The organism is Acidobacteriota bacterium (assembly GCA_016715115.1).
Taxonomy (GTDB): domain Bacteria; phylum Acidobacteriota; class Blastocatellia; order Pyrinomonadales; family Pyrinomonadaceae; genus JAFDVJ01.
Genome location: JADKBM010000004.1, coordinates 950,600 through 965,295 on the forward strand (window position 1 = coordinate 950,600; position 14,696 = coordinate 965,295).

Sequence of the window (14,696 nt, forward strand, 5' to 3'; positions counted from 1 at the left end):
GTGAGCTGTACTTGCCCCGTGTTTGCCGGTCGCTACCGCTCCCGGTTCCGACTTGGCGGCCCACTCAATCGCAAATCGCAAATCGGCAATCGCAAATTCAATCGTATTCCCCGGTCACGAACCAATCGCGGCCGGCTCGGGCGAGACTATAGATCCCGCCGTTCTCGAGCTCGACATCCCATTCTTCGGTCTTCCAGTTGGCGGCGTTCCACCACTGCGCTGATTCGGACCAGACGCCGCCGTATTCGACGACCTTGCCGGCAAATCGCGGTGTGCGGACAAACATCAGGCGCTTTTGATTGACGACCACATCGGCCGCGAGCGGCGGATCAAAATAACTCAAATGAATGTGCGGCCGAATCTTATTTCCGGTTTTCGGTTCGACGCCAGCCGGAAGGCGGTCCGCGGCGAGACTGAAGGCACGGCTCAGGCGTTGGTCGAGCACGACCGGCACACCGGCGTTATCCTCGCCGATAAGTTTTTTGATCTTCGAAACCGTCAGCAAAAGGCTTTCGGGCTCGAGGCTGGTCGTCGCGAAGAGACTTTTCTGAGCCGTTCTCGGACGGGCGAAATGTGCCGTGATCTCAACCGATGTGATGCCTTCAGGCGGCGGGTCGGAGTTGATCCGGAGCGATATGATCTTCGACCAGAATTTAATGTCGAGTGTTGGAAATGAGATCTTGATCTCGTAGTCGCGCACTCCGCCGCGTTCAAGTCCGAGACTGATGGCGAGCCGTTCGGTCCGGAATCCGTAAGTGTCGGTCTGGTTGAAAACGCGTTCGAGCCCGTGTCGGACGATAAAGATCAGCTGTTCGAAATCGAGAACCGGAAAATCCAGCCGGTACGTCCAGTTGATGAAATCGTCCTTCAGATTCGGGGTGAGGACGTATTTTCCCCTGTTCTGGACGAGGTCGAGCACGTCGCGGAATTCCGGTCCGTAACGGGCGATGAGTTCGTTTTCGGGGACGCGTTTCAGATCGCGGACGCTCGAAAATCCGAGCGCGTCGAAGACGTCAAGCGTGTCGCGGTCGATCTCGAGCCGGCCGAGCGGAAGCCGTTCGAGTTTGGCGTCGGAAACGACTGTCGTCCCCTTTTTGCTGCGCGCCTGCAGGATCGCCGAGGCCGCGTTTTCGGCGACGGCGATATTTGCGCGGATCTTTGCGACGGTCAGAATTTCATCGATCTTAGCGGCGATCTCGTCGGGCGAACCGATAAGTTTTTCGAGCCCGCTCGTTTCAAACAGAACGCCGTCGCCGAGCCATTCGATCCGGTAAGCGAAGTTTTCGGCGGCCGCGACGAGTTCCGGTTTAGCGGCTTCGCTGATGATGCAGGCGTAGAGTCTAGACATAATTGCTCGTGATGCGAGTCAGCACCGAACCGCCCGACATCGGCTTTTTTGAATTAAGATCGACGAAAAACTCACGCAAGAGCTTGAATCGACCGACACCGTTCCAGACCGAACGGGCCCTTGAAACGGTGTATGACTGGCTCGACGCCGACCCGAGCAAAGGTTCGCGGACGGTGACGATAAGCATCGTCTGCCCGGTACCGACTCCGGTCCGGAAGCGATACCAGAACGAACTCGGAATATGGATCAGATGCTGTCGCGGAACGAGGCTGAGATTCAGCCAGATCGCCCCGAAACCTTTCGCCTGCACGAGATAGTCGGTAACGGTAAACGACTTTTCCAGTTCGCCGCCGCATTTTATCCAGAGCGTGTTTTCAAGCATCAATCCATTCTCTCGCGCCGATTCCGGGTTAAAACCGTCGGACACATCGACGACCGCGCAGATCTCGCCGTTCTGCGTCAGCGTCGCGAGAAACGCCAGCGCGAGTGCCGTCTTTCCGGAGCTCGCCGCGCCGCAGATCTCAGAAACGCCGCCGCGCTGCAGCCGAAGTCCGAATTGCTCGACAAACTCGCGGGAGACACGTTGTTCTTCCCGCAACTGCGAAGCACTTTTTACCAACGCTAAAGCCATGGCGATTCGTACGAGTAACGCGTTTACGCGTGACAGCACCCGTACGAGTAACGCGTTTACGCGTGACAGCGTCGGAGACGCGACCACGTATCAGTTCCCCGAGCGATGGGCGCAGGTGGTTCGTTGTCAGGTCAAGTTGAAGTTACTCCAACGTTAGTCACGCGTAAACGCGTTACTCTTACGGAGCGCGTTACTCTTACGGGGCGCGCTCCTACCCGAAATATCTGAGCAATCCGACAACGACGCCCTGGACGGTGACGCGTTCGGCGTCGACGACGATCGTCCGGTACCGGCTGTTGGCCGGTATCAGATGAACCTTGTCGCCGACGACGCGAAATGTCTTGACGGTCGCGTCGCGGCCGTCGACGAGCGCGACGACGATGTCGCCGTTGTTCGCCGTCGGCGTCGCGCGGACGACGATCCGGTCGCCTTCGAGGATCTTTTCCTCGATCATACTGTCGCCGACGACGCGGAGCGCGAAATGATCGCTGCCCGCCCGAAGCATATCGCGCGGCGCGTTCAGATATTCCGGAACGAGCACCGCCTCGATCGGATTTCCGGCCGCGACCAGCCCGAGCAGCGGGATCCGCATCGTCGAATCGGAAGCGTCCGCATCGTACTCGCCCGCCAGTTCGACCCCGCGCCAACCCTTTCGACGCCTGATGAACCCTTCCGCCTCGAGCGCGTTCAGATTCCGGTACAGCGCCGACTTCGAATTGAGCCCCAGCGCCTTCGTCATCTCATCGACGGTCGGCGACTCGCCGCTCCGCTCGATCGTTTCCTTGATAAATCTGTACAGTTTTTTTTCTTTCATCACGATCTATCCCGATTTGCCCTTATTGGACAAAAATGGAATAATTTGGAATGTTATGGAACATATCAGGAAAATTTGGAGAAATCAAGTAGTGCGAACGGCCCCAATCACAACGGACTTCAAGACAAATACGGTCTAGAGCAACAAAGACAAAGACGAGCCGAATACGACCAACTTTAGGTATATGGAATTGCACAAGAATCGAACCGCGTTTATCGTAAAGGAGAGATTGTAGACATACGGAGATAACAATGGATCATATCCCAAGCCCACCCGAATTAATGGCGACGCTGCCAAGCGTGACCAACGTAGAATTTATTGCAAGCGGCGGATTCAAAGCCGTTTTCAAGGCTGAGGTGAACGGCGAAAGTGAAGCGGTCAAGCTGGTGCTACTACCAGAACTCACAGAACCAGACCTTCGCAATCAAATCACAGCTCGGGTCGAGCGTGAAGTCAAAGTTCTCGAAAACTGCAAGAATCCGTTTCTTGTGAAGATAGGCAGCCTCAACCTCGAAGAGAAGACCATCGGCGCGCACGACTATTTGGTGTACAGTGAGGAGCTCTTGGTTGGCGAATCCCTGCTTGATGTCATCGAAAAAGGACGCAGTCCAAATCAAGATGAATTGATCATATTAGCCCGCTGCTTGATGACAGCGCTCGATGAGATTGCGATGCTCGGCCATATTCACAGAGACGTGAAACCAGGTAACATCATTTTTACCGGTGAAACAGAACGACCATTCGTTTTGCTGGACCTCGGCATAGCCTTCAAGATGCACGGAACTGAGTTAACCGCGCCAGGCGCAGGACCGCCAGGAACGATGATTTACATGGCTCCCGAACTGTTTCAGCCAAATTATAAAGACTTGCTCGATATTCGCTCAGACATCTATTCGGCGGGCGTGACAATTTTCGAGTATGCGGCCGGAAGCCACCCGCTCGCAAGGACTGGCGAAAACCCGTATGCAACGCTTTACCGAATAGTGAAAATGTCACCACCAAGATTGCAAACGTTACGACCCGACCTTGAAGACTGGTTTTGTGAAATGGTCAACCGCTGCATAAAGAAAACTCCCGCCTTGCGGTACAGGAATCCAAAGGCTTTCTGCGAAGAATTGGAGAAACAAATATGAAGGTCTTTGCCCAACACGGTCACCAGCCATCAGATAAGATAACCGGTGGTTTGACAGAAGGCGTAATACAGGGTGCGATCCTGAGTGCGCGATATCTTCCCCCAGATCGAGCCATTGAGAAGATCAATGAGCTTACAGCAATTCAACCTGGCGCTGAAATCGTCCTCGATTCTGAGTTCTACGCCTCTCGTCTATTTGGAACCCCAAACGCTCAGATTGGATCATTGGAGAAATGGAGCTTTCTTGGAAACTTCAGACGACGGGACTTAGTTCGATCACAAACTGTAGAACGGGCGCTTCGTACGGTGTTTGATTCCGTAGCTCATCTTCCCGTAACTGCGCATATTGCACCAAATATCTACATCTCGCAGTCGTTCGATTCGATGGAGGCTGGTATTGCACTAAACTTCATCGAGCGAAGCAATGACACGTTCGCAGAAACCGGACTTCCAGTTTACGCAACTATTGCCGTAGATTGTAAAGCGCTCTTAAGTCCGAACGATTTCCTGTCATTCCTAAATGACATAACGGCTATGGAATCACGACCTACTGGGTTTTACCTGATCGTTGGAGGTGGACCAATTACAGAACGGTCTGACATCGCTCAATCGGAACTCATGGATGCAAATGTCCTGGGTGGCTGGATGATGCTTAACTACGCTTTGCGGGAGAATGGCTTCCGTGTCATCAACGGATACTCAGATGTCCTCTCTCCATTTCTTACCGTTGCAGGAGCAGCGGCGTGCGCCACTGGATGGTGGTCGAATCTACGAACTTTTTCCATGGGCAGATATGTTAGATCAAATGCGGCCGGTGGACAGTTGCCGATTATCCGCTATCTAAGCAAACTGCTCCTTAATCGAATAAAACGAGATCAATTAACATTTAGCGAAATTATCCCTGGAATCCTCAATGGACTTCCACACGACATGGATTACGATGGCGAAACAAGTCGAACAACTGAAGCGCTGCAAACTTGGGAAGCAATATCTTCGCTCAACAACGATGTTCAAAGTTCGAGCATCAGCGATGCACTCTCAACTCTTGATAACATGGTGACACAGTCTGAGGCCGCCTACAGTACACTGAACAGTTATGGGATATCTGCTGGCCACGAAACCTCGTTGGAGTATTTGGAGCAATTAAGAGGCGGCGTTGAAGTATTTAGAAAACTGGCCGAGATTTGATTCTATTAGCACGCAAGACCTTGGCTACCGCTTTCGTGGACTGTGATTTATCTAACGGTCGCCTAGTTCTTGGAGTATGAAGCGCAGTAATTGTGTTCGAATCGGAATCAAACGTCCACAAACCGAGTCCCAACAACTTGAATGTTGAAAGGTGTTCGGTCGCTTTGCGTGCATGTTTGGCAGGAATCACCAAAATTGAAAGGTGTGAAAAGAATCGATATCGATTTGCTTGTAGGAGTCCTTTTCGCCAGTCCCGAATTTTGACTTCAAAAGCGCGAATCACTGATCCTTTTGGCATCCCGAATAGCGGTCCGGAATTCGCGCCAGATTTCCACGAAATCGCAACGATGTCAGCAATACCGTACCCGTTCGCCGGTATCTCTCTAGCCAAAAGCAAACGATCTTTGTTTGAACGAAAATGAACCGTGCGAAATTGATGAAGATACGCTTGGGCAAATTTGTAGGTGAACCGCCGCTCCTCCCGACCGTTTAATCCGTGTCCGGGCAAATTACGTGCGGGTTCCGAGAATCGAAGTTTTGCAATCCGATTTGTCGAATTCAGGGTCATTTAAATACTCTCGATACGGTAGGCACATCACCCGCCAAAATATCAGATTTCTCTCACTTCTTGAAGAAAAGACGAACGAACTTTTGAGCCGACAATCCAATCATAACAGCAAGACTGAAATTTTACGCATCTTTCCCGAACGTCGAATCAGAATAATCTGAATCTACCAAGGCTGACATGATTTCAATCAAATCAATTGGAATTAACCGGAATCGCAAAAATAGGTAGGAAACTTAGAGATATTGCCCGAAGTTGTCCTCAAGCGACTTCCCAACTAACATAGACCGCATGCAACCGCTTGCCGATCGAATCCGGCCCGCAACGTTAGACGAATTTGTCGGCCAGCCCCATCTGGTCGGCGACGATAAGCCTCTGCGCCGCGCGATCGAGCAGAAGCACATCTTCTCGTTTATTTTGTGGGGCGGGCCGGGAACCGGAAAAACGTCGCTCGCACGGATCTATGCGCACGCGCTCGATGCCGAATTCCACGAACTGTCGGCAGTTTCCGCCGGCAAGGACTCGATCCGCAAGATCGTCGATGCACCCGCAACCCGGCCCAGGGTTCTCTTTCTCGACGAAATTCATCGATTCAACAAGGCGCAGCAGGATTTTCTGCTGCCATACGTCGAAAGCGGCGAACTGACGCTGATCGGCGCGACGACCGAGAATCCCAGCTTCGAGGTCATCGCCGCGCTGCTTTCGCGAATGCGCGTCTTTGTCCTCAAGGAACACGGCGAAGCGGAAATGGAGCGGATCATCGAACGCACCGGCGTCGAAATGGATGAAAAAGCGCGCGACTGGCTGATTCAAATGGCTAACGGCGACGCGCGCCAGGCGGTGACGATGATCGAGAACACGACGCAACTCTATGATCGGATCACCGTCGAAAGTCTGAAAAACGCCGCGCAATCTTACCTGCGCTACGACAAAAAGGGCGAGGAACACTACAACACGATCAGCGCCTTCATCAAATCGATGCGCGCCAGCCAGCCGGACGCGGCGATGTATTATCTGGCGCGGATGATCGAATCGGGTGAAGACCCGAAGTTCATCGCGCGGCGAATGGTGATCTTCGCGTCCGAAGACATAGGGCTCGCGCAGCCGACGGCGCTCGTCGTCGCCAACGCCGTCTTTCGCGCCTGCGAAACGATCGGGATTCCCGAAGCGGCGATCAATCTCGCGCACGGCGTCGCATATCTCGCCAACTGCAAAAAAGACCGCAGCGCCTACAACGCGCTCCGCGCGGCGAGCGACGACGTCCGGAAGTTCGGAAACCTGCCGATTCCGATGGCGCTCCGCAACGCGCCGACGAAACTGATGAAGGAATTGAAATACGGCGAGAATTACGAACCGTACACGGATGACAGCCTTTTGCCGGAAAAGCTGAAAGGCAAGAAATACCTCAAGTGATTTGGGATTGCGGATTTGGGAATTCGGACTGCTTCAGCCGAATCGTAAATCCCAAATCACAATTCCGAAATTCAAAAATGTCCATTCTTCGACACGTCGTTCGTCTTACAGTTGGTGACGCCGAAGCGCGTGCCGAAATCTTAAAAACGAGGATAAACGAATGCCTGAATACATGTTGATATTGCATGAGAGTACGACCGGATTCGCCGATATGTCGGCTGAAGATATTGAAAACGTGATCGCCGAATATATGGCGTGGAGCCAAAGCGTCGCCGAAAAAGGAAAAATGGTCGGCGGAAACAAACTTCGCGACGAAGGCGGCAAGATGTTGACGGTGACCGGCGGGAAATTGCGCGTGACGGACGGACCATTCGCCGAAGCCAAGGAAGTTATCGGCGGCTATTTCACGATCAATGCCGATGATTACGACGATGCGATCGAGACCGCCCAAAGCTGCCCGCATCTCAAATACGGAGGCCGGATTGAACTCCGCGAAATCGAGCCAACCGAATAACACCGAAACCGCCGACACGGTCGCTCATCTTTTTCGGCATCAAGCCGGACGGATGACGGCCGCTTTGTCGCGCGTTTTCGGCCTTGAACATCTCGAACTGATCGAAGACGCGATCCAGGACGCGATGGTCAAAGCGCTCAAACTCTGGCCATTTCGCGGAATCCCGGACAACCCCGAAGCCTGGCTAATCCGGGTCGCGCGCAACGGAGTGATCGACAATCTGCGGCGCGATAAGCGCACGGAACCGCTCACCGACATCGAACCGGAATCGAATGACGCGATCGAAGTCAGATTCGCCGACGAACTGGATGAAGACGTGCTGCGAATGATGTTCGCGTGCTGCAGTCCGCGAATCTCGGGCGATTCGCAGGTCGCGCTGACGCTCCGCGCGATTGGCGGATTCAACGTTCGCGAGATCGCCGCGGCGTTCCTCGCTCAGGACGAGGCGATCGCCAAGCTTTTGACGCGCGCGAAACAAAAGCTTCGCGACTCCGAACTCGAATTTCCGCCGCCGGCCGAGATCACCGAACGGCTCGAACCGGTCTTGAAAGTTCTGTACTTGATGTTCAACGAGGGTTACAGCACTTCAAATGGCGAGAGTCCGGTCCGAAACGATCTTTGCTTCGAAGCGATCCGCCTCGCAAAACTACTCGCAGGGCACAGGCTGACGGGCATTCCGAAGGTTCACGCGATGCTCGCGCTCTTTATGTTTCAAACCGCGCGGATCGGTGCGCGTTTTGACGAAAACGGAGATATTCTTCGGCTTTCGGAACAAGACCGCGGCCGGTGGGACAAACGGATGATCGCCGACGGTCTGCGCCACTTGCGGTCATCGGCAACTGGAAACGAATTGAGCGAGTATCATATCGAGGCCGAGATCGCGTCGATTCATAGTCTTGCATCGGATTTCGAATCGACCGATTGGAAACGACTCATCGGGTGCTATGATCGGCTCGCCGAATATCGGCCGTCGCCGGTGGTCGCGCTCAATAGGGCGATCGCGCGAGCCAAGGTCTTCGGCTACGAGATTTCGCTCCGCGAACTCGAAGATCTTCGGGTTCAACTCGCTGAATATCCTCTGTTCCATATCGCTTTGGCTGATTTGAAGTCGGAGGCCGGACAGATCGCGGACGCGCGGGAATCGTATAACCGAGCGCTTCAGCTTACGGGAAACGCGTCGATGTACCGATTTCTGAGACGTAAGATCGATGAATCTTGAGACGATTTTCCGATCTGTGTTATTTTCTTGATCGTTTGGACAAGTGCGAATACCGGTCAGCGCCGGTGCGCCTGAAGGGATCCTTAATATGAAGAACTACAGACTCTGGGCGAAGGTTTCCGCGGGCCTGATGTTGTTTACCGGTGTGGTGCATTCGCTCAGCCTGTTCGTTCAGGCGACGCCGCAGAATGAGCCCGAACGGCAGATGCTCGAACTGATCACGACCTACAGAATGGACGCCGGCGCGGGATTTCATCCGAGTTATTCGAATCTTTTTACAGCGCTGAGTTCGTGCTTTTCGCTGCTCTGCTTCCTCGGCGGAATCACAGTTTTCTACCTGATCCGCAAAGGCACGAGCGAAGAAACGATGCGTGGCTTGCTGAACATCCACATCGCGATCTTTGGCGTTTGTTTCGCGATGATGGCGTATTTTACGTTTCTGCCGCCGATCGTCTGCACGGGACTGATATTCGTTACCCTGATCGTCGCGCGAATCGGGATCAAAACGCCTCAAGCGCCGAACTGACGAACCGTGTGCTCAAGCATTTGCAGAGGCGACATCTTCCCCACAGCCTTTTCGCATTCGGAGTAAGCGCGTCGATCCGCGAAGCGATTTCGCGGTCGGACCCGTCATCGAAAATCGAATACATAAATTCGCCCAGTTGTCGTTCCTTCCAAAGTCAGAGCTAGGAACTATTCGAAATTTCGGAACTTGTAAAGACCGCGTCTGAACCCGGTTTTTTCAGATTTTTGGTTGACGCGGGGACGTTTTGGTATAAGATTGGTGAATTCCAAACATAAGGAGAGCAGCAAATGGCGAGAAATATCCTGGCGGTCGTGATCGGATATATCAGCATCTTTTTCTTCGTCTTCGTAACGTTCACGCTTTTGTATCTTGCGCTCGGGCCGACGCAAACCTTCGTCCCGGGAACGTTCGACGTGACAATGACCTGGGTTGTTCCGAGCGTTGCGCTGAGCATCTTCTGCGGAATCGCGGGCGGCTTCATATGCGCCAAGATCGGTGCCGATTCGCGCGCCGTCACGTGGCTTGCGGTGACGGTCTTCGTCCTCGGAATCCTGATGGCGCTGCCGATGATCTTTTCGGCTCCGCCGTCGGGGATTCGTGACAACAATCTCGCGAATATGGAAGCGATGATGCAGGCGCGGCAACCGCTGTGGGTTGCCGTGGTCAATCCGATAATCGGCGCTTTGAGCGTTTTGATCGGCGGAACATCTGCCAAAAAATAGAATGGATCTGCAAGGGCTGCGAAGGTTTTGTCTGTCGCTTCCCGGCGCGACCGAGGATGTAAAATGGGGCGACGATCTCTGTTTTTCGGTTGGCGGGAAGATGTTCTGCGTAACCGGTTTCGAACCCGGTTCAAGTGTTTCGCTCAAGGTTCGGGACGAGGAATTTGCTGAACTCTGCGAAACGGAAAACATTGAACCTGCGGCGTATGTCGGTCGTTATAAATGGATCAGCGTGGGTAATTGCGAACGATTCAGCAACGATGAATGGCATCATTACGTTCGGCAGAGTTACGATCTGATCGCGTCAAAACTCCCCGCGAAACTTCGTCCATTGAACTAAGCCTATGATTTTCGAAACTTGCATTCCATCGCCTGCACTCGGGAACTTCGTCAAAGGTCTTCATATGAGTTTTAGCAGAATTGTATTCGTGATCTTGCTCGTCGCATTTGCTGCCGCATCGGTTCTCGGTCAAGAAAGCTCCGACGACGCAAAGCGAGTGGCGACGATGCTTGAGGGAACCTGGAAGGTCGACGGCAAAGAGACGTATGAAAAATGGGAGCCGTCGGGAACCGCCTTCCGGGGCAAAGGTTACAAGATCCGCAACGGTTCCGAGATCATTACTGAGCAACTCGAGGTCAAGGTAATTGATGATGCCGTCTATTACCTCGCGACGGTCGCGGACCAAAACAACGGCGCGACGGTCCGTTTCAAGCTTACCGAGTCCGGCGCGGACCGCCTTGTCTTCGAGAACCCCGAACACGATTTTCCCAAGAAGATCATTTACCGCAAAGTCTTGGAAAACGAGCTTGCAGTGCAGGTTTTAGGCGACGGCGACAAGGGATTCGCAATGCGTTTCTTGCGGCAAAACCCGGTTCCGAAATAGGCTGAAACCAAAAAAATCTGACGGCGTATACTTTTCGCAAGCAGCGATAGAATGTTCGACGAAACTCTCGAAAACAGGATCGCGCTCTGTTTCGAACAGCGCGGCGCTCACTTCGAAACGAAAAAGATGTTCGGCGGCGTTTGTTTTCTGGTCGACGGCAAAATGTGCGTCGGGATCGTCAAGGACTCGTTGATGGTTCGCTTCGATCCCGCGCGAAGCGTTGAAATTCTTGAACGGGACGGTGCGCGCGAGATGGATTTCACGAAACGGCCGATGAAGGGTTACGCATTTGTCGATGCCGGACATATTTCGACCGCGAGCGAACTCTCGGTCTGGATCGATCTGGCGCTCGAATTCAACCCGCGCGCCAAATCTTCAAGAAAGGAGAAAAAGCAATATGGATGAAGGAATGCCAAAACACGGCGAGTTTTGCTGGACCGAGGTCGCGACCGGCGATCTCGATGCGGCGATGAACTTTTATCGGACGGTCTTCGGGTGGACGTTCAAGGAAAACAACTCGGTCGGCGAAGGTATGCGTTATGAAGAATTCAGCGCTGCCAACGGCAATCCGATCGGCGGAATGTATAAGATCAGCGCCGAGATGTATGGCGACAATCCGCCTCCGCCGCATTTGATCAACTACATCGCCGTCGACGATGTCGATGCGACGGCGGCACGCGCTCCGGAGATCGGCGGCGCGGTCGTCAGCGGTCCGATGGATGTGCCGAACGTTGGTCGAATGGCCGTTCTTCAGGATCCGACGGGCGCGAAATTCGCGATTATCACTTTGGGAGGTGGCGCGTAATGGCAGACTTTACTACCGGAAATGTCGGCGAGTTTTCTTGGTACGAACTCACGACCCAGAACGTCGACGCGGCAAAGCCGTTTTATCAGGAGTTATTCGGCTGGACGATCGAGCAAAGCAAGCTTTCACCTGTCCCGTACAGTGAGATTACGGTCAATGGAACCGCCGTCGGCGGAATGATGCGGATCGACGAACAATGGGGTGAAGGATGGGACAAGATCCCGCCGCACTGGATGACATACATCACGGTCGAGAACGTCGATGCGACGGTCGAGGTCATCAAAGCCAACGGCGGTTCGCTGTGCTTCCCGGCATTCGATCTGCCGAACATCGGGCGACTCGCCGTTTGCGGCGATCCTTCGGGCGCGGTCTTTACGATCATTCAGTTCAACGCCCCGGCTTGATGAACAAGGACCGAATTATCAATTTGATCGGCCGCGGAAGAACCGACCTCGTGGTTGAACTTCTGCGGCTTCCGGATTGGCGCGAATCGCTCGACGCCGGGCCGGTGAAGCTCCTGCAATGGCTCGTCTATTACGACGACGTCACGGCATTGCGGCTGATCCTCGCGAACGGCGGGACGCTCGATTCGATCGACATTGACGAGGAACTCGGCAATGCCGCGTTTATGGGACATTGGAAAACGGTCGATTTTCTCCTGAAAAACGGCGCGGACCCGAAGTTCGCCGACGCGTTGACGGGAGAAACGGCGCTCCACAGTTCGCTCGCGAAGGCTGGGCGGCCGTTTTTCATTTTTACGATCAAACTGCTCGTCGAAAACGGCGCGAATCCGAATGCCAGAACGATTCCGGGCGTCGAAACCGGAGCGTTTATGCGCGACGTGCGGACGAAGGGCGAGACACCGCTGCATCGAGCGGCGGCCTATTCGGATGCCGAAACGATCCGGTATCTAATTGAGAAAGGCGCCGATCGCGAAGCGCGCGATGCGAACGGCGATTCGCCCCTAACCTGGGCGAGCGAACATCTACGTCCCGGCGAGATCTTGGACTTGCTCCAATTTGGCGAATTTCGGATCTCCGAAAAGTCGGTTAAGACGATGATCAGCGACCACGGCGCCGGTTGGGGATATGGGATGGAATGGAACGCTCTCGGCGAGTTTCTGCCGGAGAGCGTGGAGGATTTTTGATGGACACGACGACAAACGCAATCAACTGGTTCGAGATTCCGGCGCGAGACATCGAGCGCTCGAAGACGTTTTTCGAAACTATTTTCCAGATCGAAATGCAGCCGACGCCGCTGCCGATGATGTTCACGTTCCCGTACGCGCCCGGCAGCGGAAAGGCGACCGGCGCGATTATGATGCATGAAAAGTACGTTCCCTCGGCGACCGACGGCGTGACGATCTATCTCAACGCAAATCCGGATATTCAGGCCGTGATCGACCGTATCGAACCTGCCGGCGGCAAGATCCTGATCCCGAAAACGCAGATCAGCCCGGAGATCGGGTATATGTGTTTCTTTCTGGATACCGAAGGCAACCGGCTCGCCTTGATGGCGCGAAACTGAGATTATGGCGAATGCGAAATCTGCCGATGAGTTTTTCGAACGAACGCACCGCTGGGGCGCGGAACTCCGCACGTTGCGCGAGGCCGTGCTTTCGACCGGGCTCGTTGAAACCCTGAAATGGGGGCATCCGGTTTACACGCTCGACGGGAAAAACGTCGTCGGGCTCGGAAGCTTCAAGAGCTATTTCGGCCTCTGGTTTTTTCAGGGGGCGCTGTTGACCGATCCGGCGAACCGTCTGATCAATGCGCAGGAAGGCGTAACGGAGGCGCAGCGTCAAATGCGCTTCAATTCGGCGTCCGAGATCAATCGGAGTTTGATCATCGATTACATCACGGAAGCGATCGCCAACCATCGTTCGGGAAAAGTTATCAAACCCGCGAGCAAGCCGCTTGCGGTTCCGCCCGAACTCGAATCGGCGTTCGCGGCCGATTCGGATCTGCGCGCTGCGTTCGACGCGCTTGGACTGACGAAAAAACGGGATTTCGCCGAGTATATTGAAACTGCGAAGCGTGCCGAAACCAAGGCGCAGCGCCTCGAGAAGATCGTCCCAATGATCCGCGAAGGCCGGGGACTCAATGATCGCTACAAGTAAAATATGAAAAGAATACTATTCGTTAGCGCACTGCTAATCACTGTTTCTGTCTCTTCTTTCGGCCAGAAACCAAAACGGCCTGACCAGATTGCGCGTGAATTCATCGCCGCGTTCAACGAACAAAATGTCGACAAGATGTTGTCGATGACAACCAAGGACGTCAAATGGTTCACCGTGTCCGGCGCCGCGATCTCGACTGAAACGGCAGACAGCGACGAACTTCGGGCATTTATGACCGGTTACTTCAAGTCGTGCCCGACGTGCCGTTCGAAAGTTACGAAGGTCAATGCCGCGGGTTCGCGCGTGACGATGACCGAAACCGCGACCTGGACATCCGAGAAAGGCCCGCAGTCGAACGACAGTTTCGCGGTCTATGAATTTGAGAACAATTTGATCGCCCGTGTCTATTATTACGAAAAGCCGTCGGCGAACGGTTACGATGCCAAGCTTGCGAAAAAGGTCGGCGCCGACGAGCGCGGGATGAAGATGTTCGTTTTTGTCCTCTTGAAATCGGGCTCGAAGACGTTTGAAAAGGATGAACGCGCGAAGTTGATCGCGGGACATATGGAAAATATCGGGCGTCTCGCCAAAGCCGGCAAACTCGTTCTTGCAGGCCCGTTCGGCGAGAATGACGCGATCCGCGGACTTTATGTCTTCGACGTTCGGACAAAGGAAGAGGCGCAAAAGCTGGTCGTTACCGATCCGGCGGTTGCGGCCGGGCTTTTCGATTTCGAATTTCGGTTATGGTACGGATCGGCGGCGTTGCTCGAGCTAAACCGCATTCACACGTCGATCGAGAAAAAATAACCTGGAGGA

At 54.0% G+C, this 14,696-nt stretch carries 19 protein-coding genes; 16 read left to right on the top strand and 3 right to left on the bottom strand.

Going from position 1 to position 14,696, the window contains the following annotated elements:
* Positions 1-97: 97 nt before the first annotated feature.
* From IPN69_06390 to lexA, 3 genes are all read right to left on the bottom strand, one after another.
* Positions 98-1,348, bottom strand: a complete 1,251-nt coding sequence (locus IPN69_06390; protein MBK8810350.1) for a hypothetical protein — start codon at positions 1,346-1,348, stop codon at positions 98-100.
* On the bottom strand, positions 1,341-1,979 hold the full coding sequence (locus IPN69_06395; protein MBK8810351.1) for a hypothetical protein: 639 nt from the start codon (positions 1,977-1,979) through the stop codon (positions 1,341-1,343). The genes IPN69_06390 and IPN69_06395 overlap by 8 nt, the downstream gene beginning before the upstream one ends.
* A gap of 211 nt (positions 1,980-2,190) precedes the next feature.
* Positions 2,191-2,793: a transcriptional repressor LexA gene (gene lexA / locus IPN69_06400; GenBank protein MBK8810352.1), complete on the bottom strand. Its 603-nt coding sequence runs from the start codon at positions 2,791-2,793 to the stop codon at positions 2,191-2,193.
* A 251-nt stretch (positions 2,794-3,044) separates the two neighbouring features.
* On the opposite strand from lexA, the gene IPN69_06405 reads away from it, so the two are divergent.
* The 16 genes from IPN69_06405 to IPN69_06480 all read left to right on the top strand — a co-directional run bounded on the left by IPN69_06405 (position 3,045) and on the right by IPN69_06480 (position 14,687).
* Positions 3,045-3,926, top strand: a complete 882-nt coding sequence (locus IPN69_06405) for a serine/threonine protein kinase (protein ID MBK8810353.1) — start codon at positions 3,045-3,047, stop codon at positions 3,924-3,926.
* Positions 3,923-5,113 carry a hypothetical protein gene (locus IPN69_06410; protein MBK8810354.1) on the top strand — a complete coding sequence of 397 codons (1,191 nt, stop codon included), beginning with the start codon at positions 3,923-3,925 and terminating at the stop codon, positions 5,111-5,113. The genes IPN69_06405 and IPN69_06410 overlap by 4 nt, the downstream gene beginning before the upstream one ends.
* Positions 5,114-5,969: 856 nt before the next feature.
* Positions 5,970-7,091, top strand: a complete 1,122-nt coding sequence (locus tag IPN69_06415) for a replication-associated recombination protein A (protein ID MBK8810355.1) — start codon at positions 5,970-5,972, stop codon at positions 7,089-7,091.
* Positions 7,092-7,251: 160 nt separating this feature from the next.
* On the top strand, positions 7,252-7,605 hold the full coding sequence (locus tag IPN69_06420; protein MBK8810356.1) for a transcription initiation protein: 354 nt from the start codon (positions 7,252-7,254) through the stop codon (positions 7,603-7,605).
* Complete coding sequence (locus tag IPN69_06425) at positions 7,574-8,824, top strand: sigma-70 family RNA polymerase sigma factor (GenBank protein MBK8810357.1); 1,251 nt, start codon at positions 7,574-7,576, stop codon at positions 8,822-8,824. Before IPN69_06420 ends, IPN69_06425 begins: the two co-directional genes overlap by 32 nt.
* Before the next feature lie 88 nt (positions 8,825-8,912).
* Positions 8,913-9,350 (top strand): hypothetical protein, encoded by a 438-nt coding sequence (locus IPN69_06430; GenBank protein ID MBK8810358.1) that lies wholly within the window; start codon positions 8,913-8,915, stop codon positions 9,348-9,350.
* A gap of 287 nt (positions 9,351-9,637) precedes the next feature.
* Entirely contained in the window at positions 9,638-10,072 is a 435-nt protein-coding gene (locus tag IPN69_06435; GenBank protein MBK8810359.1) for a hypothetical protein, read from the top strand.
* Position 10,073: 1 nt separating this feature from the next.
* Positions 10,074-10,412 (top strand): MmcQ/YjbR family DNA-binding protein, encoded by a 339-nt coding sequence (locus IPN69_06440; protein MBK8810360.1) that lies wholly within the window; start codon positions 10,074-10,076, stop codon positions 10,410-10,412.
* A 64-nt stretch (positions 10,413-10,476) separates the two neighbouring features.
* Positions 10,477-10,956 carry a hypothetical protein gene (locus IPN69_06445; protein MBK8810361.1) on the top strand — a complete coding sequence of 160 codons (480 nt, stop codon included), beginning with the start codon at positions 10,477-10,479 and terminating at the stop codon, positions 10,954-10,956.
* A gap of 51 nt (positions 10,957-11,007) precedes the next feature.
* Positions 11,008-11,361 carry a TfoX/Sxy family protein gene (locus IPN69_06450; GenBank protein ID MBK8810362.1) on the top strand — a complete coding sequence of 118 codons (354 nt, stop codon included), beginning with the start codon at positions 11,008-11,010 and terminating at the stop codon, positions 11,359-11,361.
* Positions 11,354-11,761 carry a VOC family protein gene (locus IPN69_06455; protein MBK8810363.1) on the top strand — a complete coding sequence of 136 codons (408 nt, stop codon included), beginning with the start codon at positions 11,354-11,356 and terminating at the stop codon, positions 11,759-11,761. The genes IPN69_06450 and IPN69_06455 overlap by 8 nt, the downstream gene beginning before the upstream one ends.
* Positions 11,761-12,165, top strand: coding sequence for a VOC family protein (locus IPN69_06460; GenBank protein ID MBK8810364.1), 405 nt, complete (start codon positions 11,761-11,763; stop codon positions 12,163-12,165). The genes IPN69_06455 and IPN69_06460 overlap by 1 nt, the downstream gene beginning before the upstream one ends.
* Positions 12,165-12,908, top strand: coding sequence for an ankyrin repeat domain-containing protein (locus IPN69_06465; protein MBK8810365.1), 744 nt, complete (start codon positions 12,165-12,167; stop codon positions 12,906-12,908). Before IPN69_06460 ends, IPN69_06465 begins: the two co-directional genes overlap by 1 nt.
* Complete coding sequence (locus tag IPN69_06470) at positions 12,908-13,288, top strand: VOC family protein (GenBank protein ID MBK8810366.1); 381 nt, start codon at positions 12,908-12,910, stop codon at positions 13,286-13,288. Before IPN69_06465 ends, IPN69_06470 begins: the two co-directional genes overlap by 1 nt.
* Before the next feature lie 4 nt (positions 13,289-13,292).
* Positions 13,293-13,880: a YdeI/OmpD-associated family protein gene (locus tag IPN69_06475; protein MBK8810367.1), complete on the top strand. Its 588-nt coding sequence runs from the start codon at positions 13,293-13,295 to the stop codon at positions 13,878-13,880.
* A 309-nt stretch (positions 13,881-14,189) separates the two neighbouring features.
* Entirely contained in the window at positions 14,190-14,687 is a 498-nt protein-coding gene (locus tag IPN69_06480) for a hypothetical protein (GenBank protein ID MBK8810368.1), read from the top strand.
* Positions 14,688-14,696 lie beyond the last annotated feature (9 nt).

Bases quoted from the DNA above. Each gene is read 5' to 3' on its own strand.
- IPN69_06390 (MBK8810350.1), bottom strand. From the start codon at position 1,348: ATGTCTAGACTCTACGCCTGCATCATCAGCGAAGCCGCTAAACCGGAA.
- IPN69_06395 (MBK8810351.1), bottom strand. From the start codon at position 1,979: ATGGCTTTAGCGTTGGTAAAAAGTGCTTCGCAGTTGCGGGAAGAACAA.
- lexA (MBK8810352.1), bottom strand. From the start codon at position 2,793: ATGAAAGAAAAAAAACTGTACAGATTTATCAAGGAAACGATCGAGCGG.
- IPN69_06405 (MBK8810353.1), top strand. From the start codon at position 3,045: ATGGATCATATCCCAAGCCCACCCGAATTAATGGCGACGCTGCCAAGC.
- IPN69_06410 (MBK8810354.1), top strand. From the start codon at position 3,923: ATGAAGGTCTTTGCCCAACACGGTCACCAGCCATCAGATAAGATAACC.
- IPN69_06415 (MBK8810355.1), top strand. From the start codon at position 5,970: ATGCAACCGCTTGCCGATCGAATCCGGCCCGCAACGTTAGACGAATTT.
- IPN69_06420 (MBK8810356.1), top strand. From the start codon at position 7,252: ATGCCTGAATACATGTTGATATTGCATGAGAGTACGACCGGATTCGCC.
- IPN69_06430 (MBK8810358.1), top strand. From the start codon at position 8,913: ATGAAGAACTACAGACTCTGGGCGAAGGTTTCCGCGGGCCTGATGTTG.
- IPN69_06435 (MBK8810359.1), top strand. From the start codon at position 9,638: ATGGCGAGAAATATCCTGGCGGTCGTGATCGGATATATCAGCATCTTT.
- IPN69_06440 (MBK8810360.1), top strand. From the start codon at position 10,074: ATGGATCTGCAAGGGCTGCGAAGGTTTTGTCTGTCGCTTCCCGGCGCG.
- IPN69_06445 (MBK8810361.1), top strand. From the start codon at position 10,477: ATGAGTTTTAGCAGAATTGTATTCGTGATCTTGCTCGTCGCATTTGCT.
- IPN69_06450 (MBK8810362.1), top strand. From the start codon at position 11,008: ATGTTCGACGAAACTCTCGAAAACAGGATCGCGCTCTGTTTCGAACAG.
- IPN69_06455 (MBK8810363.1), top strand. From the start codon at position 11,354: ATGGATGAAGGAATGCCAAAACACGGCGAGTTTTGCTGGACCGAGGTC.
- IPN69_06460 (MBK8810364.1), top strand. From the start codon at position 11,761: ATGGCAGACTTTACTACCGGAAATGTCGGCGAGTTTTCTTGGTACGAA.
- IPN69_06465 (MBK8810365.1), top strand. From the start codon at position 12,165: ATGAACAAGGACCGAATTATCAATTTGATCGGCCGCGGAAGAACCGAC.
- IPN69_06470 (MBK8810366.1), top strand. From the start codon at position 12,908: ATGGACACGACGACAAACGCAATCAACTGGTTCGAGATTCCGGCGCGA.
- IPN69_06475 (MBK8810367.1), top strand. From the start codon at position 13,293: ATGGCGAATGCGAAATCTGCCGATGAGTTTTTCGAACGAACGCACCGC.
- IPN69_06480 (MBK8810368.1), top strand. From the start codon at position 14,190: ATGACCGAAACCGCGACCTGGACATCCGAGAAAGGCCCGCAGTCGAAC.